Raw genomic sequence first — 22321 nt, 5'->3', positions numbered from 1 at the left:
TGTGATGACTAAGCAAGAAGTACTGACTAAAGTGCTGCCCGAGTTGGGGGCTGTTTCTGCTTCATCGGAACACTTTGCTCCCAGTAACATCGCTCTGTGTAAGTACTGGGGTAAGCGTGATGCTGAGCTAAATTTGCCGATCAACCCCTCCCTCTCTGTCTCACTGAATGATTTGGGCTCTAGAACTCGAGTAACGCCGATTGATCAGCCGATTGATGAGGTATGGTTAAACGGCCAACAGATGCACCAGGATTCACAGTTTGCACGTCGTGTCAGTCGGTTCATCGATCTTTTTCGTGGTAACAAGTCACTCGCGTTCAGAGTGGAGACTCGAAATAACATTCCTACCGCGGCAGGCCTCGCTTCCTCTGCCTCTGGTTTTGCGGCTCTGACGTTGGCGATGAACGATGCACTATCACTTCATCTATCCAATGAAGCGCTATCCATGATTGCGCGTATGGGGAGCGGCAGTGCCTGTCGATCCATCTTTAATGGATTTGTAGAGTGGCACATGGGGCACCGTGAAGATGGCTTGGACAGTCATGCACACCCGATTGATGCGACCTGGGATGATCTTCGAATCGGTCTGGTCAAAGTAGATATCGGCGAAAAGTCCGTTGATAGCCGATCTGGGATGCAGCGCACCAAGGAGACCTCCCACCTTTATAACAGTTGGCCCGCTCAAGCGAATGCCGATCTGTCGAAGCTGCATCAGGCGATATCAGATAAGGACTTTACCCTGTTGGGTTCTACGGCAGAGCATAACGCTATGTCTATGCATGCCACGTTTGCTTCCAGCTGGCCACCGCTTGTCTATTGGCAACCTGAGTCTTTACAGGCGATGCATAAGGTGTGGCACCTTCGTGAGCAGGGGTTGGAGGTCTATTTCACCATGGATGCGGGGCCTAACTTGAAGCTGCTTTTCCAGAAAGAGTCCTTAAGTGATCTATTGGCTCACTTCCCTGAACTAGAGGTAGTCACCCCTTTCGGTGTCTAACGCGGTTATGCCAATCACTGGCTTCCCTCTTACTCGAACTCAGCGAGATGGTTCGCAGGGCATTGAATACACCTTTTGGTTGACTGGGGTGGAGGGGGCTCATGCGGTTACCGTCACACATGCAGAAGCGGTCTGTTTTGTTTTCGCTATTGATCAAGCTGCCATTGAGTCCTGTCTGAAAGATATATCGGGTTGGACGCTGCGTCATTTACAACTGAAATCCCTCTCTTTAAAACCGGTCATGGGTCTCTACTGCCAAAGCCTAAAAGTTTACTGGGAAGTGTTAAAACGACTCGATGCGGAACAAATTGCTCTCATGGAAGAGGATATCAGGCCGGTTGATCGCTACTTGATGGAACGGTTTATTCGCACTGGGGCCGTTCAGGTCGAAACTGTTAAAGGGGTTGAGTTACGCCCCTATGATTTTACACCTGATTTAAAACTACTCTCGTTAGATATTGAAACCACGTTAAATGCCAATCAATTGCTCTCTATAGGTTTGCAGCAGGGCGATCAGAGTCTTGTGCTATTTAATGGTGAGGCACCCGAACTAGCCTGGTGTGAGGGCTGCTCGGATGAGCGAACTCTGCTTCAACGCTTTGTCGAGATAGTGGCAGATTGGGATCCTGATTTGATCGTCGGCTGGAATTTGATTGGCTTTGATCTGCGCGTGCTAGCACGGCGAGCTAAGGCTAATCGAGTTGGACTCAAACTTGGACGTGATAGCAGTGAGATGCACGTCGATGTTGGTCAAAATGGTCGTTGGTTCAGTCGCATTGCTGGTCGTGTTGCTATCGACGGCATCGAGACTTTAAAAGGGGCTACTTGGCAATTTGATAGCTTCAGCCTAGAGAGTGTCGCTCAGGCACTGCTGGGGCGTGGTAAAGCGATTGATAATCCTTACGATCGTGGTGAGAAGATACAGCAACTCTTTAGAGAGGATAAACAAGCATTAGCGAACTATAACATTGAAGATTGTCGATTGGTGTTAGAGATCTTCAAAAAAGCGGAGTTGCTTGAGTATCTGATCGAACGCTCTCGTCTTACTGGTTTGGCGTTGGACAAAGTGGGTGGTTCCCAAGCGGCATTCGATAATCTCTATCTACCTAAGTTGCATCGCGCAGGCTATGTAGCACCTCCTTATGCTTCAGGTCGCAGTGACCTCTCTGTGCCTGGTGGGTTTGTCATGGAGTCTAAACCCGGTCTCTATCGTGATGTTTTAGTGTTCGATTTTAAGAGCCTCTATCCCAGTATCATTCGTACCTTCTCAGTGGATCCTTTAGCACTCGCTCTGGCGGGTGAGGCCTCAAAGGCGTCATTAGTACCCGGTTTCTTTGGTGCGCAGTTCAATGCCGATGTGGCGATTCTCCCTGCGATCATTGAAGAGCTCTGGTTAGCCCGAGATCGAGCCAAGGCGCAAGGTAACTCTGCGTTATCACAGGCGATCAAGATACAGATGAATGCCTGCTACGGGGTGTTAGGGTCCAATGTGTGTCGCTTCTATGATCAGAACCTATCGGGAGCGATTACGTTGAGAGGCCATGAACTCCTGCAAAAAACCGCGCAATGGTTTGAGTCTGAACAGGGCCATCAGGTGATTTATGGCGATACCGATTCAGTCTTTGTCTGGTTGGGCGATGACTGCCAACAGAGTGATGTCGCACAGTACGGTGCTGAATTAGCAGATCAAGCCAACCACTGGCTGCAAGAGCACCTTAGACAGCAATACGGTGTAGAGAGTGCACTTGAGCTGCAATATGAGACTCATTTCAAACGCTTTTTGATGCCAACCATGCGTCACTCTGAGAAGGGCACTAAGAAACGCTATGCGGGTCTTAAGAGATCGGGTGGTGAGGATCAATTGGTCTTTAAAGGGTTGGAGACGGTTCGGTCCGATTGGACACCCTTGGCCAAAAAATTCCAGACAGAGTTGTTGTCCAGAATATTCAATGACGAGTCTTGGCGTGATCTGGTCGTCGAAACCACAGAGCAACTACTCAGCGGTAATGCAGATCATCAATTGACCTATCGTCGTCGACTAAGACGACCTCTAGATGCCTATCAGGCCAGTAATCCACCGCATGTGAAAGCGGCTAAAAAAATGCAGTCATACCTAGAGAGGCAGGGTTTAAACGTGCGTTTAGGGCGAGGCGACCCTATTGAGTACGTCATGACAGTGAACGGTCCAGAACCAACCATCTGTCGTAAATCAATCATTGACTATCAACACTATGTCTCTAAACAGTTAGAGCCGGTCGCTGACACAGTATTACCCTTTCTTGGTGCCAGCTTTAATGATCTGATAGATAAACAGAGAGCGCTTTTCTAGAGAGGTTTTGTGTGAATAAGGTTCCGAGTACACAGCGTAAAATGGCCCGTTTTTCTGCGCATATGACCTGGATTCTTATTCTGGTGATGCTTACCTATGGCTTTAACGCCTATCTTGAACAGCGCGATCATCCCAATGCACAACTATCTTTGGCAAACGGCACCGATCAGGTTCGCCTGATTGCCGATCGAAAAGGGCAGTATCGAGCACCCGGTACGATCAATGGATACCCTGTCTCTTTTGTGGTTGATACCGGTGCGACCTATGTGTCACTTTCAGATGCTCTGGCCGATGAGCTCTCGTTACCCCGTGAGGGCAAAAGCTTTGCGATAACCGCCAATGGTCGAGTGCCCGTCGATTTAACGCAGTTGGAGGAGGTTAGCTTGGGTGGGCTCTCCATGGCTAACGTACCCGCAATGATTGTACCTGAGCTGGACAGTCAGATTGTTCTGTTAGGGATGAGTTTTCTAAAACACCTCGACTTTGTTCAAAGCGAGGGAAAGCTGGAGCTTCGTGTTCCTTAAGAGGTAATGCTCTTTTGGCTGATTTCGGTTCTTATCTGACGTCGGCTCACGAAGCAAGAATACCGCTTCTTTGGGGGATCACTACGCAGTATTCATCGGGCTTAACCCATGCTGCGATCCGGTCAATGGGCTGCTCATACAGTTATAACGATTACCTGTATGAAACAGCAAAAGCACAAATTCATGATGCTGAATTGATTCAACGCATCGGCGAGTTCGAATCGGGTTGTTACAGCGTGGCGCGTGAGCAGCTAACCACGATACCAGTTGATCGCTCTGCGCTGAATAAGCTTTGGGATGTTGATTGGTTAGGCTCGAAAACTTTTCTCCAAACGCCCGGTACGTTCTATCAATCGCCCGAGGCCTATCTCCATAATCAAGAGGCCTATGGATTCATCCGGGATGAAAGAAATCATCAGCCTGATAAGCAAGAACCCATTGAACGCGGTACTAACCCGTATTGCTCAGAGGTCTGGAACGGTGCTTGAGGTTCAGGGCATTAACACAGACGCCGTCACTCGAGCAGGGCAAAGTTCCTATGTGCCGAGACACAGTTATACCAAGATCAAGGCTTCAGTGTCAGTAATATAATGAATAACGTCATTGGCATGGCAGAGAATGTCGTGGCAGCGGTGGGTGCTAGCACTCAAGCCATAGAGGCCGCTCAGCTTATGACAGCCAATAAAGCCGTAAAGGTCTTCATACCGATGATTATTGCTTTGATTCAGGCTGTGATTGTCATTGCGACACCCATCGTGTTGGTGTTTACGTCTTATCGTTTTAAGGCATTTTTTACGATGGCAGGCATGTGGTTCACGTTGGAGTTCATGCACGCGATTTTAGGGCTGGGTAATCTATTCCAGCACCGTCTGGCCTTATTGACGTCCACCGATGCAAGTGAGGCCTCTGCATTGGAAACGGTCATCAGTGTCATGCTCTCCTATGGCATCATTCTGATTCTTCCCATTATTTGGTTAATGATTATGACAGGCGTTGGATTAGCATTGGCGAAAGGGTTTCAGTCAGTAGGGGGGTCACCCAGATCAGGTATGTCGGGTAACCCTGTTAGTCCGACTTCAGGCACTCTTGGCAGTTCATCAACGCGTGTACCTGGTTCAATGGGTGGTAGTTCAGGAGAGGTTGGTAAAAATGGATGATGAATAATGATCTACAAATCTCGCTAATGAGATCTTCATACTCTTTTACCAAAAGTTAGGATTTTGAGAGTCGTTCCCTAATGGGTCTTTTTGGTCCTGAGAGTGATAGGTGGGATTGGAAGTTACCTGAATCGCTCTGGCACTGAATATTAGTCCGAACAGTCCCGCGAGGAGGGACACTAATCCAATCACGAGCATACCAGTACGCAGGAATATCCATCTATAGACCGTGAATGTTTTAGCACGCCTATGAAGTGTCAGTAGTTTTGAACGCATCAATACAATGAGTAACGGTGTAGCGATGACTATGAATTCATCGAATATGTTCCAGTCTATCGTGCTTGTGTTTGCAAAAAGCGCGTTATGTAAAAAACTCCCTGTCAAAATGGTCAGCCAGATTGATGTGATAGATGTAATCCACTTTTGCTTAGTCATATGATCTCCTTGCTTTGAGTTTAGTACAAAAAAAGATGGCCGCTCGAGAGCAGCCTAATTGATTTACTAAACACCAAGGGTGGAGGGCTCCTTAGTGAGCAAGATACTCTCACTACTCTTTGAACTTACAAGTCAAAAGCTCGATAAAAAACTGTTTTTTGAGTTTGAGGACGGCCGTCGTGACGATGGCGTGCATCGACAAATCTTTAATCATTACTGCGAGATTGCAGCGGGTAAGTTTGAGCTGGAGCTCGGATCTATTGCAGGTATTCCCCTTTACGATGGGGAAGATGAGAGTCACCCAGCAGTTGAGAAGCTGTCAACTCAGATAGTTGAAGCTGATGGCGTGATCTTTTTTAGCCCCGAGTATAATTTTTCGATACCCGGTGGGCTCAAGAACGCCATTGATTGGCTGTCGCGCTGCAAACCTCAGCCCTTTGCAGGCAAGCCGGCCACAATCATTGGTGCGAGCCCCGGTAACCAAGGCACGGCCCGGATGCAGTATCACCTGCGTCAGGTGGGCGTCTACTTGGACCTTCACTTTATGAATAAACCTGAGGTAATGATTGCTGGTGTGAATCAGAAAGTGCAGGCTGGGAAAATCGTAGATCAACCCACTATCGAGTTTTTGCAGCGTCACGCGAGCGTATTCAAATCCTTTGTCGAGCGCCATGCGTACTCACGTCAAGACGTCTAGGAGTGGATGATGGCTGAGAAACAGAAAAACGTGTTGGGAGAGGCGTTGGAGCAGTGCGGTTGCGACCCAATGACCGGTTACTTTCGTGACGGCTGCTGCAATACCGATGCCTATGATCGTGGTTCACACACCGTTTGTGCGATTCTTACCGACGAGTTTCTGCAGTTCTCATTGAGTCGCGGTAATGACCTGATTACCCCTCGGCCGGAGTATGACTTCCCGGGTCTAAAGGCTGGCGACTCATGGTGCCTGTGTGCCTCGCGATGGCTTGAGGCGGAGGCTTTCCACTGTGCGCCGCCGGTAAAGCTTAGCTCCACAAATATCGCTGCGTTGGAACGAGTCGATCTAGAGATGCTCAAGCGATATTCGCATGAGCAGCTGCACTAGCCAGAGCATGGCGCTTTTTAAGGTGAGACGGTCACTTCCACAGAGATGTCGTCTCCCTCTCCAAAGCCCTCCTTGGTGCGAACGGGTGCCTTGAGTGGGAGGATAAACGAGCCCGACTTCTTATCGGGAAAAATAGAGGTTTTCCAGCAGCTGGAGCCTATCTGTACCTGAACCGGAATGCTGCCAAAGCCCCGTCTTAACGGAAAAAAGAAGCGAATCTGCTCGGCGGTCTCGATGGGCAGGGTGACGAAGAACCAAGAGGCTTTCTCCGACTCCCAGCGCCAGACTTCGCCAGTGAATCCAAAGCTATGTGCCTCGTGCGATGAGCTCGTTTGCATCTCAGTCCGCCCTTGTCTTTGCAACCTAGTTAAACGAGTAGGTAAGGGCCGCTGCAGTTGGGTTGTATAAGCCCGTCATCTGCGGTGCCAAGTTTGCCAGCGTCTGTTGGCGGTTTCCTGGGGCAGGGTGGGTACTTAGAAACTCGGGCGGAGCACCTTTGCTATTAGCGCCCATCTTCTGCCAGAGGGTGGCAGCAGCGTTCGGGTTGTAACCGGCGCGCGCAGCCAACTCCATGCCAAGACGATCGGCTTCAAGCTCGCCGGTCCGACTGTTGGGCAGCTTAATCGCGACTGCAGCGGCCAAAGGCGCACCTGTAAGCGCAAGATCGCGGTATTCACTGTTCTCGGTTGCAACACTCAGTGCCAACATCCCAAGTTGAGTCGCCATCGCCACAGACATACGCTCCGCCGTGTGATTGGCCAAGGCATGGGAGACCTCATGCCCAATCACCTGAGCCAGTTCATCATCGGTTGGATTTAGCTTCTCAATTAAGCCGGTGTAAATGGCCATGCGACCGCCTGCCATACACCAGGCGTTTACAGTCTCTGGGTCATCAATAACGCTGATGCTCCAATCCCAGTTACGGGTGTTGGGAAAGCGCTCGATCGCTTGATAGACAATACGCCCCGCGATCGTCTGTACGCGCTTAACCACCTCTGCATCAGTGTCTACTTTGCCTTCATCTTTGAGCGGGGCCAACATCTGGGTATAAGCCGCTTTGGAGGCGTTGATAGCCTGCGAGGGTGAGACCAGCATCAGCTGGCTGCGACCGGTGGGGCTGGTACCGCACGCGCTGAGCATCGCAGCTAGCGTGAGTGTTAAGCCAAGCTTGGAAAATTTTGTCATTGAAGGGCTCTCGGGCGAACTTAATTCTAGCGAATGTTATACCACCAGTAACACCTCTGTCTGCGCCGGATCCTGCTCAAAGCGCATACTGACCTGTTGCTGCTGTTCGCTACTCATACGATTGAATAGAAAGTCGCGCGTATTGCCGGGGTGGCCCTCGAGGTAGAGCTGGCTGGTGAGCAGCTCAAACCCTTGGTCAATCACTTTCACGTGGATATGCGGGGTGCGGCCCGGGTAGGGCACAGGCTTGATGGTTCTGAACGTAAAGCGCCCTTCAGCATCGGTACGGGCGCGGCCAAACCCTTGAAAGCCAGCGTCGCGTGGTTCGGCGCGGCGATCCGCCGTATGCAGGTAGCGACCCGTCGCGTCACATTGCCAGATCTCTACGATCGCATTGGCGATGGCATCCCCATCGCTATCTACGAGTTTACCGTTCAGCTGAATTACTTCACCGCCGGCGGCTTTTACCGCACCCTCGATCTTTACCAGATCGTTGTCGACATCATCGAAGCGCATCGAAGAGGTGGGGTAGAAAGGTCCCTCCATTGCCGAAGGGGTTGGAGCAAGCGCATTGGCCACGGGAGCCAACGGGAGCAGTGCTGCGGCAGTTAGTAGGGAGCGGCGTTTAACATTGATTTTCGACATCTTAAAACCTCCTGTCGCTGAGTCCTATTGGTACGTAGGATTGGGCAGATGAAGTTTAGTTTAGCCCGCTATCGCAACGTTACCTATATTGATACTGAGAGTTTTTGATACTGGGCGTTACGGAGCGGTTGAGATGAAGAAGGGACTGTTGGTAGGTTTTTATGTACAGATTATTGCAATACCCCTGCTGGCCTCCTGGTACTTCGTAGGTCATCCACGCATTTTCTGGCAAGAGCTGGGTTCAGTAATGGCTATCCTTGCGTTCGCGATGATTCTCTCTGAATTTGTTCTGTCTGGCCCGGTTAAATCTTTCTCGCGCAAGGTTGGCATGGATGCAACGATGAGGTTTCATCGTATCATTGGCTGGTGTGCGCTGATCGCTGCTCTGCTTCATCCCTTTCTTTACGAATCAACCCCAACAACAGGCCCTTGGCCGTGGGACAGCACGCGTCAATTTGCAGTGGCCACTGACTTTGCCGCGATCTCAACAGGTGTGATCGCTTTTATATTGCTACCTGTGCTTGTTGTGTTGGCAGTCTGGCGCTCGTTGCTGGACTATCGCTATGAAACCTGGAGACGGCTGCATGGTTTGATTGCAGCGACCTTGGTTGGACTGCTGCTACACCATACCTTGACTGCGGGGCGCTATGCTGCGCACGAAACTGTAGCGCTGCTATGGCAAGTCATGGCGCTGACTGCGCTTCTGACGCTAGTGTACCGCTATCTGATTTCGCCCATTCAACAACTGGGCAAACCCTGGAAGGTGAGTCGGGTGGAAAGGTTGTCAGAGAAACAGTGGCGCTTGAGTTTGCTGCCGGATGGGCATCCGAGGATGGATTACAAAGCCGGGCAGTTCGCCTGGCTGAAGCTCGGTCATTCAAGTTTCTCAATCAGCGAGAACCCCTTCTCTATCGCGTCGGCACCCGCAGAGGGGCCTGAGATCTGTTTTGTTATCAAAGAGCTCGGTGAAACCAAGGTGGGTACGCGTGCTTACCTGGATGGCCCTTATGGTAGTTTGATCGTCGATGGCCGCTCGGAACCCGGTGTTGCTCTGATTGCAGGTGGTGTGGGTGTGGCACCGATGCTTGGAATACTTCAGCAACTCAAACAAACCGATGATCCGCGTTCGTATCGCCTGATATACGCTAACCGGACTGAGGATCAGATTGTCTGTCGTGACGAGCTGGCTGATGACACCCCAATACTTTTGCTGTCAGAGCCAACTGAGGGTTGGCAGGGTGAGGTCGGTTTTATCGATCAGAAGCGTATCGATCAGAGCTTTTCGATCGCTGAGTTCTACACTTGGCTCTTCGTTATTTGCGGGCCTGGACCGATGATGGATCAGGTGTATCAGGCACTCAGAGAGAGGGGTGTCTCTGAGGATCGTATTATGCTGGAGCGGTTTAACTACGACTGACACTCATATTGTTTTTTCTGTCAAGAGTGGCTCTTCTACCCATTTTTCGCGCCTGTGTGTCATATTTTTAATGAGCCATTCTTGAACATTTAACTCATCCAAAATGTTGATTTTAATAAAGTTATTCGTCTATTTCGCCATCTGTGACAATAGTGTCACGTCTATCGTTGACGCTATTTGCCATACCTGACATAATTGTCATAAGTGTGTCAATTTGTAATTTGACATAGTTTTGACCAATTTAGGGTAACGATGGCACGATGATCCTTGACCAAAGGCAGGTCCTGATCAAAGAAGATTTCGAGTCCGCATCGACTGTGTACGATGTGGCCGAAATGCGTGAGCTGCTCGCACGAGCAGGGGCCAGCTATACCCTATTGGATGGCTCCTCTCTCAGTCCGATTCCGTTTGTAGAGGGGCGACAAAACGGACCCAATCTAGAACTGCTTTTACCCGATGGCACCATTGTCATAATCCGTGAATTCTTCGCTGACATGGGCACGCCTTATAGCACTCAGACAATGCTGGCCAGTTTCGGACCCGAGACTGCGGTCTACTTCCCCGATTACGTTCCCGGCCTGATGCAATCCTCTTACGGTGGTTTGTCAGGTGCGATCCCAATGTTTGGAACTGCCGCACCAGCGGCTGCTGCGGGTGGTATCAGTCCTGCGATGATGGCGATGGGTGCTGCGGCGCCCGCTGCTGCCCTCCTTGCCCCTACGCCGCAGGGTGGCGATATCAATGTAATGACCAGTGTTGGTGGCGTCGGTGGAACGGTTGTAACGACACCACAACCGTCTATCAAATCAGTCTCCGTTAAATTGGCAGAAGATAAACTCTCTGATGGTGAGGTTATTGGGCCAAATTCAGATATTTCTGCAACGACTGTCACAGTAACTTCCTTGAATCTTGAAGAAGGCGACGAGATCAGGCTACGTCTCTTCCGTGTCGGAGATGACGAGGCTGTCTACACTGCTATTCAGCCTGTCGATTCAGACGGCAACGTTACCTTCGAAATTGATCAAAGTGTTTTGCAAGCATTGGATGACGACCACTATAAGTTCGTAGCTTATTTGGCAGACGATGAAAGTATTAGTAAGAAGGTGACATTTAGCGTTGATTCAACACCGCCTGAGTTCAACGCGCCGGATGAGTTCAGCTTTGCAGAGGGTATTGTTGAATACTTGACCCATGAGTTAGCCGATACCGGCGACACGATCGGTATAGCAGTGGCGCAGGATCTCAGTGACGTTGAGTACTCTCTTAAGGAAAGTGTCGATGCGTCGTTATTCACCATTGAATCTGACGGGAAGCTGAAGTTTAAATCGCAGCCATTTTTTGATAACCCGCTTGATGAGGGCGGAGATAACATATATAAAATTACGGTTGAAGCGACTGACTCTGCAGGCAATCAAAGTTCTAAAGATATAAAGATTAATATTACTCGAACGCCTGAGGAACCTCCGGCTGGAAGTCCAACTATTGACACTATTTCGGGTTTGGAAAATGGCTTTGTCAACATTGCGAGCTATGCAGTTAATGGTTTCCCTACCTTAACAGGAACGACGCCCCGGCTTGAGGATAATCAACGTCTTGAGATTATCGTCGCTGACGAAAGAGATAGCGAGAACTCCGCGACTTTTGTCGTCGAAGAGACTCTATCCGATGACGGAGGCTACGTATGGAGTCTCGACCTAGATGACCTTGCTTCGCAGCCTAAGACTGGCGAATTAACGTTATCGGATAAAAATAGTTACACCGCGGTAGCCAGAATTATATCAGTTGCTGATGGTCAAGAGTTTTCTGTCAGTGAGTCTTCCCAGAGAACTTTTAGTGTCGATACAACTAATCCTACCGTGAAGCTGTGGTTGGATACTGAAGAGGTACTGACACAAAAATTATTAGACACATTAGAGGAGTCTGGTGACCCGCTTACGGTCAATATCAAGTTTTCTGAGAGACTTGATGGGTGGCCAGATACCCCTGACTTTAACTATATAGCCTCCTTGCTTGATTTCGAGGGACTGACCCTAGTTGATAACGAAAATTTTTCGGTATCTCAGGACGGCCTGAAATTCAACGTTGGTTTTACGCTAGATCCAGATCGTCAGTTGCCTGGGAAAGCCACAGTGTCTAAAGACGCTGACGGTAACGAAACTGTTCTGGTAGATCCGGCAGGTAACAGACTGTTAATCAGCCTATTTCAGCCCGAGATCGACACGCTTGCACCATCAAAATTATCACTGGATTTGATCGAGGACACTGGAGAGTACGACGACGATAGCTTAACCAACGAATCTCTGCGTGTATCCGGTCTCGAGAGGGATGCTACCCTCAACTATACGCACACGACCAGCGAAGGGATCGAAGTAGTTGATACAGTCACAGGTGGTTGGAATCAAGGCGCCGATGGCACCTATTATCACGATTTAAAATTGCCAGACGATGAATATTTAGTCGACTCAATTAGCGTGTGGCAAACAGATACAAATGAAAACATTGGAAACAAGACAACGCTGGAAACGGCTTTTACCCTAGACACACTGGGTCCGCAAATCAGTGGTTTAACGGTAGGTAATAATACCCAACTTGCCGTTGATGGGGAGTTGGTTGGTGAACCCGTTAATGAGGAGCCGCGTGGTCTTCAAATAACAGTTAACCTGGGAACCCAACCCTACACTGATATTTGGTTGTACGAAGATCTACTCAACGTCGACGAAAACTATTCCCGTATTCTGTTGAGTAATGTTAATCCAGCATCCTCTACCGCGATACTTACATCAGCGTTCCAAGAGAAAAATGGCGATGGGACTCCATTAGGCCCAGTGGTTTTGACTTTTGAGCTCGAAGTCGGTGCAAAAATACTAGACCCTGCTAAACCGGTTTCTCTTGAACTAGACAACGAAAATATCCCAGCTATTTTCTTGGACTTTAGTGATGCTGCTTGGCTAACGGATACGGCAGGCAATACACCTGAAGGGTTTCCTATTTTGGGAGATGTCGTGCCTGTAGACTTTCTACCTGGTAATAATCTTCGCCCATCAATTACTGGCTTCAGCCACACCGAAGCAGTGAACACAGATACACAATTCACTGTAACAACCTTTGGGTCCGCGGGTAAAACCGTAAAGCTAACCATCGAATCGATAGAAACTTCAACACCGTACGCCCCTGAAGATCCTTACGCCACGGTTGGAACAAACGGCGAGGCGAACTTTAATTTATCAGATTTTAAGCTGCCATCTTCCGGTGAGTTCAAGTTTACGGCCGAACTCTTCAATTCTAAGGAAGATGCTACTGCTCTCGATACTCTGGCAACTGCCGAAGGCAAATCGATCATCATTGATGAGCTCCCACCTTCGGCGCCGGATTTTACTGCGCAAGCCGGCACTGACATCAGCGAAGGTGGAATAGCGCAGCTAAAAGAGGAGACGGTTTACTCTGATGCTCTTTACAGCCTTAAGACATCCCCAGCGGATGAGACTGTTAGGTTTCAAATTGATCCGAGCAACACTGGCAAGGATCTTTTTGAAGTTTTTGAACAGAAAGGAGCCAGCTACATCAGGCTGAAAGCAGACTTCGATTACGAAACACTTTTTAGTGGGAACGTAGATCCGAGTCAGCAGGTAACCGTGGGTGTCATAGCAACAGATGCTGCCGGTAACTCCTCAAACTCTACTCAGCTTACATTTGATCTAATCAACCTGGATGAAACCCCTCCTGTCTTCGAGTTGGATGACACCATTGATGCTGTAAATGTTGATTTCGCTACTGAGCTTGCGGTTGGTGATTCTGTTTATCGTGTAGCTGTGTCAGACGTATTCGAAACGACAGATCGATCCGTTCTTGCCGGAGTTACCTTTGCCCTCAAAGGCGAGGGGAAGGACGAGTTCTCGGTTATTTTGAACGAGAGTGGCGAGGCGGAGATATCGGTAAATCTGGCTCTCTCGAAGAATAGCTATAACTTGAGTCTGATCGCTATAGGTGCCGACGGTGCCGAATCCGACGGGCTCCCTATCAATCTCTCTTATAACCCGCCTGATGGGGTGCCACCTAATTTCAAAGGGGTATTTGCACAGGGTGAAACGGATCTTCGTGGTGATGACTACAAAGCTGAGGAACGTCTCCTGCTTGGCGAGGTGGACGAAAACTTGCATGGAGGCAATCTGCCATTTTGGACGATATTCACAGACGATGAATTTGCGAATCTCGAGGTGATAAATGGTACGCCAGAGGGCGAGAGTTATTTTACTCTGGAACAACTTGCGAGCGACAAACAGGGCTGGAGGCTCTCACTAAATGGTAACTATCCGCTGGACTATGAAACGCTCCACGGGGTGCTCAACTTTTCGATTAAAGCGACTGATGTCGAGGGTAACTCAAGTCAAAAAATCTTCTCGTTAAATGTTAAGGATGATGGGCAAAATCCGGTCTTCCAAAACCAAAACCAAACAATTACTACAACGGAAGTGTTCGCTGACACCGAGCTTAACACTGCGGTTGAGCTAGCGACTCAATCGAGCGGGGGGGTGATTGAGTACTCCTTGTTAGCGACTGCCGACTCAAGTTTCTTCGATTTCGATTCTGGTACAGGCAAACTTACAGCAACAACAGATTTGATTTATGAAAGTGGCATAACTTCTTATGATCTTACCTTGCTTGCCGACTATCAGGGTGAGACTTCCACCGCTGATATCACAGTTAACGTTAATGACTCCTCTAATGGCCCTGATATCATTAGATTTTCATGGGATAACGACTATTCACCAAATGATCCGGTAAACCCAACGGATAAAATTAATTTTAAGGTTACCTTCAGTGCGCCGGTTAGCGCTCCGAACCTGCAAACGGGGTACCTAGTGCTACAGTTTGTTGATGAAACTGGAAAAACCTATCTCCAAACAGTCCCGTTTGATGGAGTAGCCCAGCCTACAGACGATGGAACATCTTTGGTATTCAGCGTATACCCGCCTTATGCAGTTTCTAAAGGTGAAGTTTTCTTAAGAGAGATTCAGCCTAACGGCCAGCTGCTCGCTGATTTGATACCGAAGCCAATTAAATTGGAATATGGCACGGACGAGGAGAGTGACGACTGGGTTTTCGATACTGAAATGCCCCAGATCGAAAGCGTTGTGATTTCTAAAGGTGCTAAAACTCTCACGCTTCAGTTGACGCATGAGGTGGAGTTCCCGCAGGGCGCTGTGGAGAGTTATGTACTGAAAAAACAAGGCGACGATACTACGATCGCTAACTACAAAAGTTTTACGGGAACTGAACTGGTTTTTGAGTTCAATGAAGGTGCAGTTCCGGAAACAAGCGAAGAGGTTCAGCTACTTGATCTAACCTTTTTGATAAATGCGAATCGGGCAGATAACCTGTACGTTACAGTTGATCAGAGCGTTAGAACAGGCTCGATATCTATTACCGCTGGCGAATTCATCACCGACTCCCTAATTGTCAAAGCCTACACCTTGGACGGCGAACTCCTCGGCAAGACCGACTTCAACCCACTCAACGGCGCAATCGACTATGTCGACCTGATGCCAGCTAGCTACAGCGGCCCTGCAATCATCAATATTCTGGACGGCTCAGCAGAACTTGATTACCTCGATGAGTTCAGCGGTGAGCTAATAGACTACGGCCAGACCACGGCGGGATTTGGTCTACGCGCACTTATCAATTACGAAGATTCAGTAGCGCTTGAACCGATCAGCGTGACGCCACTGACAGAGCTGGCGCTGCGTTTAGCAGAGGCAAATAGCGCTCTGGATCTAGACGCTGCTTACGATCAGGCGATGGCACAGCTGTATGGGCTGTTTAGCCTCACTGACACCCGCGGCCAAATCACAGTTACAACAGCGGATGGATTTGATACAGCTGACGGAATCTCTGCTGCAGAGAACCAAGGCCTGGTATTGGCGGCCCTTTCTACGCTGGATAACCTCACAGGTGGAATCAATTCAACGCTTGATCTGCTAGACCCGGCGAGCGGTTTAGATCAATACGAGCTCGACCCGTTAATTGCCGACGCTATTCAAGCCGTCGCCGCAAGCGAAAATCCATACGTGCAACAGATTGTCCCAGAGCTGACTCAGGTACTGGAGCAGTTCTATGACTATCACCCGATGGTGATTGCACCGCTCACCGCCCTCGAAGGGATTGAACCGAATGCCGATCTACTGGACCTCTCAGCTTATCTCGCGGACGAGTCCGATTTCGAGATGGTGATCGATGGCGAAATCCAGGAACTGAGCACAACTGACGATGCGGTCGCAGTGGCTCAGCCTGCAACACCAGATTCAATTTTGAATAACACACAGGTCGTTACACCCGCTGGTGTCGACCACATTGACGCTGAAACGGATGTAAATATCTATGGTTAACTCAAATTATATGGCATCAATCCATGCCAAACGCTTCATTAGACTGCTTACGTTAGTCGCTCTGTTACTGGTTATAGGGCTGAATGTCGCTTTGGCGAATGAGGGGTTAAAACTCAATATATTTCCGTCCATCGGTAAGCCGGTCTATGGCGTCGCCGAGTTTGGTTCATCTGTTACTGACCCAGTTAGCGTCACTGTGGCATCAGAAGCGGAGTACCAAAAAGCTGGCTACACCCGACCTGCGTTTTTCAATACCGCGAACGTGCGCAAGCTAGGCGTCAATCGCTACCTTGTTACCACGTCAACCCCAGTCGATAGTGCTAATTTCACGTTGATACTGGATGTGCAATTCAAAGAGTTTCGTCGCGTCTATCCTGTAGAGTTGTCGCTTCAGTCAGGGCAGGTGGCTGCAAACTTCGCGCCGGCTAAAGAGTACGATCAGCCCGCTAAAACCGCGGTAAGAGCCGTATCAAAACCGATCGTGGCAGCTGTAGCACCTGCTGCGCAGTCATCTTCAGTGACGACTCCAGCGGCACAGCCGGCGCCGCTCGTTCAGCCGATGCAACCAGCGGCGATCTACTCCACGCCCGCTCCACAACCACAGATTTTTTACCCGCCGATGCAGTCGAGCAGCCAACCAGTCTCCAATGGCACTGAGCAGTTCCCGTTCTATATTGTCGTTATCGCACTGGCGGTGCTACTTCTGTTAGCGATGTTTGTTGTCGTGCTGTTTATGCACAAGAACTCAGACTCGCGTCATTATCCGGTGCAGCACGACCAGCATTCTATGATGAGCGACCTGCTAAAGGCGTTGCCGTCACTGATGGGCCAAAACCAGCACCCCCAGCAGGCACAGGCTCAAGCGGCGGCAGTGCATATGCCGCAACCTTGGCACCCTCTAGAGGCAAGCCCGCAACAACCCAGCCCACAACAGCCGCATTGGGATGACCCAGAGCCAGCTCCAGTGCGCCCAGCACCTCAGCGCCCAGCAATACCTGCGAGGGCAGAACAGGCGCAGGCTAGTCCAACTAAAGAGCCCCAGGCCCCAGCAGTACAGCGCGCGCCTGCACCCCGTCCAGCCAGATCAACAGCACCGCCAGCGCCGCCGCAGCCAGCTAATCCGGCTAAACCCGCAGGCCCTGTGAATCCAGCTACGCCGCGAGCTCAGGCGCCGACGACTCAGCCTGCCCCAGCGCCGGCACGACCCCCGGCACAGCCAAGCGCGCCGGTTCAGCAACAACCAGAAAAAGCAGCCAAGCCTGCAGTTGCCGGCGCCGACAAGAGCGAGAAGCTGCAGTTAGCCATTGTCTACATGAATATGGGTGATGAAGTGATGGCTCGTATGCTGCTCGAAGAGATCGGCCGTGATGGTTCGGAGGCAGAAAAAGCCGAAGCAAAAGCCATTCTGGCAAAAATGAATAACCCCAGTGATCGACCGATCATTGCGGACAAGAACGATAAGATCGAGTGAGGCCTGAGCAGTGATTACTAAAGAACTAACCATGGCCCTGCTGGCGAACAGTGGCGCAACTTATGATGTCGGAGCTCTGGATAAGGCCTTTGAGGACCTCCAGGAGCTGACAAACTTTACGCCCTTCGAGACATTGCAGTTTGTAGTGAAGCGCCTAGGTCTTAACGACCTGAACGTGGCACATACCTCGACGTCTCAACTACAAGATAGCAATCTCCCTGGGATTATCTTCCATGACGGACAGTGGAAGATTATTGAGAAGAGCGACACGCTCTATCGCATTACAGATCAGGTTACCCTTGATGAAGTTGAGCTTGAACCCGAGCAGTTGCCGGTTACGGTCGTCACGTGGCTAGAGCGCAGACAGACCAGTTATGAGAGCGCGCCTGAACAGAAGGTTATAACGACTAAAGGCCTAATCTTTGAGAACTTCAAAGAGCATCCAGTTTGGCTGGTTAACATTGCTATAGCGACCGTTATCGTCAATCTGTTTGCTGTAGTTTCGTCGCTTTTTGCGATGCAGGTGTATGACCGTGTCGTGCCGACCTTGGCGATGGAGACACTGACCTCGTTGGTGGCTGGCGTATCGATCATCTACATGGTCGACTGGCTACTCAAAATCACCCGCTCCAAGATTGTCGATCACAACTCGTCGTTTATCGATAAGAAAATCTCAGCGGATATCTACAAGCGCCTACTCAATGTCCAGCTTGATAAATTGCCGAATCAGGTCGGTACACTGACGGCCCAGATCAATGGCCTTGAGTCGGTACGTCAGTTCTTCTCCTCGACGATTGTCTTCTCGCTGGTTGATATGCCGTTTGCACTGATGTTCCTCGGTGTTATCTACCTTATCGGTGGACAGATCGCCTTTGTTTACGGCGCATTTTTGGTGGTCAGCATCATCATGGCACTGATTGCACAGAAGCGCTGCAAGGACCTAGCGGCAAACCTAGTGATGCGCTCGAACGAGAAGCTAGGTGTCTTGGTCGATAGTATTCGCGGGCGCGAAACAATTCGGAGCGTTGGCTCCTACCAGATGTTTGAGCATGAGTGGAATGAGATCAACGACTCAATCTCCGAGTACAGCCTCAAGCAGAAGCGTATCTCCACCAACGCGACCACTACATCCCAAACGATGGGGCAGCTCTCCTACGTAATTGCGATCGTTATCGGCGTTTACTTGATCGGTCAGGGTGAGATGACTATGGGTGGCATGATCGCCTGTTCCATTTTAGGCGGCCGAGTGCTGGGCCCAGTAGGCCAGGCGGTAGGTCATCTGGTGCAGTATGAGAGCGTGGCGCAGTCGATGAAGATGATCGACGCATTCTGGGCTATCCCAGAACAGCGTAATCAGGGCGTCGACTATGTCTATCCGGATGTTCGCCCAGCTCGCATCTCCGTGCAAAATCTGGAGTTTCAGTACTCGGAAGAGGGGCAGAAGATCCTAAATGTAGAGCGTTTGGAGGTGAAGCAGGGCGAGCGAATCGCGCTCCTTGGGAGTATCGGCTCAGGTAAATCTACTCTTCTAAAAGTGCTGGCCGGTCTTTACAAACCCAGTGCCGGACGCATTCGTTTGGGTGATGCCGACCTTTGGGAACTCGACCCAGAGTACATCGCTAAGAATCTGGCGTACCTGCCGCAAACCCCAGAACTATTCAAAGGTACTTTGAAGAGCAATCTCACTCTGGGTCGTCCAATCGGCGACACCAAAATTCTCAGTGTGGTCAACCTTCTAGGTCTTAACGCTATCGCTGATCAGAGCGAGAAAGGCCTAGACCTTGAGATTGCCGAGGGCGGTGTTGGTCTCTCCGGCGGGCAGAAACAACTGGTGGCTATTGCACGGATGTTTGTAGGCAACTCCAGCGTCTGGGTGCTTGATGAGCCTACTGCGTCACTCGATCCAAATACTCAAGCGGCGGTCGTTGAGGCGATCAAAGTTCGGATGCGTCCGACCGATATTCTGCTCTTCGCTACACACAATCCTAAATTGGCGATGGATCTGGCCACCCGAGTTATTGTGATGAATAACGGTCAGATCGCGAATGACGCGCCCGCATCTGCGGTACAACTGCGCCCAAAGAGCGCTAGGGCGGTAAGCAATGGCTAAGACTAAAGAGATTTACAGCGGAACAGCCGTTGTATGGATTGTTTTCGCTGCTTTCACAGGCTTTATCGCCTGGTCCTACTATTTCGAGTTGGACCAGTTTGTTCGGGCACAGGCAAAAGTGTTTTCTCAGAGCCGTGTGCAGGTGATTCAGTCTGTGGATGGCGGTGTTCTTGATGCGCTGTATGTAAAAGAGGGTGACTTCGTTGAAACGGGGCAGATTCTCGCAAAGATTAACTCCAAACGTTTTGAAGCCTCAAGTAACGAGATCCAAGCCCGTGTGTACGCTTTGCGAGCCAAAATCGCACGCTTAACTGCCGAGATATCTGATGAAGAACCGCAGTTTGAGCCGGAGCTCGTTAAAGGAGCTGCTGAAATCGTTGATATCGAACGCACACTCTACGAGAGCCGCAAAGCGAGTCTTCGCAATGATGTCAGCGCATTGCGCGACAACCTGCGCCTAGCTAAACGCGAAAAAGGGATTGTTGATCAGCTTAAGGCCACCGGTGATGTGGATCAGATGGAGGTGCTTACCGCGGAAAAAGCGGTCATCGACGCTGAAGCAAAACTGCGCAGCCGCATAAATGAATACCGTGAGAAAGCCAGTACCGAACTAGCTGAAGCGCGCGATGAACTCTCGCAGTCGAGCCAAGTGCTGAACCAGCGCACCGATATGGTAGAGAGCTCAGATGTAGTGGCTCAGATTCCAGGTTATGTGAAGAACATCAACGTCACGACCATGGGTGCAGTCCTCAAAGCGGGCGAAGAGTTGATGGAGATTATCCCTAAAGATGATCAGCTACTTCTCGAGGCGAAAGTAGCGCCCAAAGACATTGCTGACTTGTCATTGAACCAAATGGCAACTTTGCGTCTTGACCCTTTTGACTCAAGCATTTACGGGACAATTGAAGCAAACGTCAAGTTCATTTCGGGCGACACAGTTGTCGAAGATGGGAGCCGCCCAGGGCAGGAGCAAACCTTCTATATCGTCCACCTGATGATGCCTGCAAACCCCGTATTTACATCGATTGGAAAAGAGGTCGAGCTGATCCCGGGTATGACCGGTCAGGTTGACATTAAGACCGGTAACCGGTCAGTCCTGACATACCTGCTCAAGCCCGTTGTCAAGACATTGAATCAGTCATTTGGTGAAAAATAGGAGTTTGACAGATGCGACAAACAAGAATATTTTTGCCACATATGACAAATATTACATTAGGAGTAGTGTGCCATGGCTGCCAGTGAAGCGTTCAAGCTGTTGATTGAAAACCTACAGCGTTCATCCCGTTTGGATGCAAACGTTCTAATCAACGGTGAGGTAGGAACGGGTCGCCGACAGTGTGCGCTCTCTATTCATAAGGCGAGTCGCAGGGCTGATGGCCGGTTTGTAACGGTCAACTGCACTGCACTGAACGATAGCCGTTTTGGTATCGAATTGTTCGGCATGCAGAACTCCGCTTTTGAGATGGTGCGCAAAGGTGCCGTATTCTTGGCAGAAGAGGGCACACTCTATCTGCACGAGGTGGCAGAGCTAACACTGGATATGCAGGCACAGTTGGTACGCTATCTGGAGAGCGGTGTATTTACGCCGGTTGGCTCGAATGATGTGATCGCATCCAACGTGCGTCTTGTCTGTTCAACGTCCGCTAACCTAACCGCACTTGTTGAAGCGGGTCGTTTCAGAAACGATCTGTATCACATGCTCGCCCAGATGGTGATTAATACGCCGACACTGAACGAGCGTATTGCGGATATCGATCTGCTCTCGGCAAATATCCTGCGTGAAATTGCGCCGGGTCAGCCCTACCAGTTGGATCGTTCGGCCTACAACCGCCTGCTTTCGCACAGCTTCACCGGTAACCTGATTGAGCTGCGCAACATCCTGCTGCGAGCTATTTCGCAGTCCACGAGTTATGTCATCAATGAGAGTGTGATGCAGTTCGCGATTACCGGCGGCTCAGTGTTCAGCCAGAGCCAAGACTTGCAGGATCGCACGTTCAGCATTGAATCGACTATGGCGGATAACGCCGATGATCCAATGGCTCTTGAACGACCGACTGAGGCACATACCCTGACCACTCAAGATGCAAGTTCTGCTCCGGTAGTAGAGCCGGCTGAGCTTAACGATGCTCGTCGTAAAGGGCGTTGGTCGGGTGCGCCAGAGGCTCAGGTTGATACCGATACCGTGGATTCAAAGCTGCAGGAGTTTTCTGCAACCAATCAGTCTCTTGACGACCTGAGCACAGCTGATCAGGGCAGTTCGCCTGCACCTCAGGCACGCCCACAACCTCAGCCTGCGGTTGGTTCGCCAGTCTCATCAACAGCGCCATCAGCTCAAAGCGCACAGCGAGAAAACCTTTCGCTAAAGGAGCGCGAACTCCTGTTTATCGAGGAGCTGCTAGTGAAGCATGGCGGTGATAAGCAGGCGGTTGCAAACGAGCTCGGATGCACGGTTCGCACGCTGTATCGCAAGATAGAAAAAATCAAAGCTAAGTCTAGATAAGTAATTTAAACATCTGATTTAAAAGAATTTAATGATTTTGCTTGTATAGCAGGGTCAGGGCGCTAGGAGCGCAAGGAGAGTACA

General features: G+C 50.1%; 17 protein-coding genes. 13 read left to right on the top strand and 4 right to left on the bottom strand.

Going from position 1 to position 22321, the window contains the following annotated elements; translation table 11 throughout:
* The first annotated feature begins 4 nt into the window (after nt 1–4).
* The 5 genes from mvaD (at nt 5) to XMA127_RS05570 (ending at nt 5007) form a co-directional block, all read left to right on the top strand.
* Nucleotides 5–997, top strand: a complete 993-nt coding sequence (gene mvaD / locus XMA127_RS05590; RefSeq protein WP_173499002.1) for a diphosphomevalonate decarboxylase — start codon at nt 5–7, stop codon at nt 995–997.
* The gene (locus XMA127_RS05585) at nt 990–3326 is read left to right on the top strand and encodes a DNA polymerase II (RefSeq protein WP_371731511.1); all 2337 of its coding nucleotides are present in this window, start codon (nt 990–992) and stop codon (nt 3324–3326) included. Before mvaD ends, XMA127_RS05585 begins: the two co-directional genes overlap by 8 nt.
* A gap of 11 nt (nt 3327–3337) precedes the next feature.
* Nucleotides 3338–3850: a retropepsin-like aspartic protease gene (locus XMA127_RS05580; protein WP_173481982.1), complete on the top strand. Its 513-nt coding sequence runs from the start codon at nt 3338–3340 to the stop codon at nt 3848–3850.
* Nucleotides 3851–3864: 14 nt separating this feature from the next.
* The gene (locus XMA127_RS05575; protein ID WP_173481981.1) at nt 3865–4338 is read left to right on the top strand and encodes a hypothetical protein; all 474 of its coding nucleotides are present in this window, start codon (nt 3865–3867) and stop codon (nt 4336–4338) included.
* A 102-nt stretch (nt 4339–4440) separates the two neighbouring features.
* A complete protein-coding gene (locus XMA127_RS05570) occupies nt 4441–5007 on the top strand; it encodes a hypothetical protein (protein ID WP_173481980.1) in 567 nt (188 codons plus the stop codon).
* A 45-nt stretch (nt 5008–5052) separates the two neighbouring features.
* On the opposite strand, the gene XMA127_RS05565 is transcribed toward XMA127_RS05570, so the two are convergent.
* Nucleotides 5053–5442 (bottom strand): hypothetical protein, encoded by a 390-nt coding sequence (locus XMA127_RS05565; protein ID WP_173499001.1) that lies wholly within the window; start codon nt 5440–5442, stop codon nt 5053–5055.
* Nucleotides 5443–5536: 94 nt separating this feature from the next.
* Between XMA127_RS05565 and XMA127_RS05560 the strand changes: the two genes are divergently transcribed.
* Both XMA127_RS05560 and XMA127_RS05555 read left to right on the top strand, forming a co-directional pair.
* Nucleotides 5537–6139, top strand: a complete 603-nt coding sequence (locus XMA127_RS05560) for an NADPH-dependent FMN reductase (protein WP_371731447.1) — start codon at nt 5537–5539, stop codon at nt 6137–6139.
* Nucleotides 6140–6148: 9 nt separating this feature from the next.
* On the top strand, nt 6149–6526 hold the full coding sequence (locus XMA127_RS05555) for a DUF2237 family protein (RefSeq protein WP_217362034.1): 378 nt from the start codon (nt 6149–6151) through the stop codon (nt 6524–6526).
* 17 nt (nt 6527–6543) lie between these two features.
* On the opposite strand, the gene XMA127_RS05550 is transcribed toward XMA127_RS05555, so the two are convergent.
* The 3 genes from XMA127_RS05550 to XMA127_RS05540 are packed head-to-tail and all read right to left on the bottom strand — an operon-like array spanning nt 6544 to nt 8356.
* Complete coding sequence (locus tag XMA127_RS05550) at nt 6544–6864, bottom strand: DUF1905 domain-containing protein (RefSeq protein ID WP_173481977.1); 321 nt, start codon at nt 6862–6864, stop codon at nt 6544–6546.
* A 25-nt stretch (nt 6865–6889) separates the two neighbouring features.
* Complete coding sequence (locus tag XMA127_RS05545) at nt 6890–7711, bottom strand: M48 family metallopeptidase (RefSeq protein ID WP_173499000.1); 822 nt, start codon at nt 7709–7711, stop codon at nt 6890–6892.
* Nucleotides 7712–7747: 36 nt separating this feature from the next.
* A complete protein-coding gene (locus XMA127_RS05540) occupies nt 7748–8356 on the bottom strand; it encodes a protocatechuate 3,4-dioxygenase (protein ID WP_173498999.1) in 609 nt (202 codons plus the stop codon).
* A 133-nt stretch (nt 8357–8489) separates the two neighbouring features.
* Between XMA127_RS05540 and XMA127_RS05535 the strand changes: the two genes are divergently transcribed.
* The 6 genes from XMA127_RS05535 (at nt 8490) to XMA127_RS05510 (ending at nt 22237) form a co-directional block, all read left to right on the top strand.
* Entirely contained in the window at nt 8490–9773 is a 1284-nt protein-coding gene (locus XMA127_RS05535) for a ferric reductase-like transmembrane domain-containing protein (protein WP_173498998.1), read from the top strand.
* 260 nt (nt 9774–10033) lie between these two features.
* The gene (locus tag XMA127_RS05530; RefSeq protein WP_173498997.1) at nt 10034–16156 is read left to right on the top strand and encodes a cadherin repeat domain-containing protein; all 6123 of its coding nucleotides are present in this window, start codon (nt 10034–10036) and stop codon (nt 16154–16156) included.
* Complete coding sequence (locus XMA127_RS05525) at nt 16149–17627, top strand: FimV/HubP family polar landmark protein (RefSeq protein WP_173498996.1); 1479 nt, start codon at nt 16149–16151, stop codon at nt 17625–17627. The genes XMA127_RS05530 and XMA127_RS05525 overlap by 8 nt, the downstream gene beginning before the upstream one ends.
* Nucleotides 17628–17637: 10 nt before the next feature.
* Nucleotides 17638–19737 (top strand): ATP-binding cassette domain-containing protein, encoded by a 2100-nt coding sequence (locus XMA127_RS05520; RefSeq protein WP_173498995.1) that lies wholly within the window; start codon nt 17638–17640, stop codon nt 19735–19737.
* A complete protein-coding gene (locus XMA127_RS05515; RefSeq protein WP_173498994.1) occupies nt 19730–20893 on the top strand; it encodes an HlyD family efflux transporter periplasmic adaptor subunit in 1164 nt (387 codons plus the stop codon). Before XMA127_RS05520 ends, XMA127_RS05515 begins: the two co-directional genes overlap by 8 nt.
* A gap of 72 nt (nt 20894–20965) precedes the next feature.
* Complete coding sequence (locus XMA127_RS05510) at nt 20966–22237, top strand: sigma 54-interacting transcriptional regulator (RefSeq protein WP_173498993.1); 1272 nt, start codon at nt 20966–20968, stop codon at nt 22235–22237.
* Nucleotides 22238–22321: the final 84 nt, after the last annotated feature.

The organism is Marinobacterium sp. xm-a-127 (assembly GCF_013283425.1).
Lineage (GTDB): Bacteria > Pseudomonadota > Gammaproteobacteria > Pseudomonadales > Balneatricaceae > Marinobacterium_E.
Note: the sequence above shows the minus strand (reverse complement) of the source record. Positions and strands in the feature narration are given on the sequence as shown.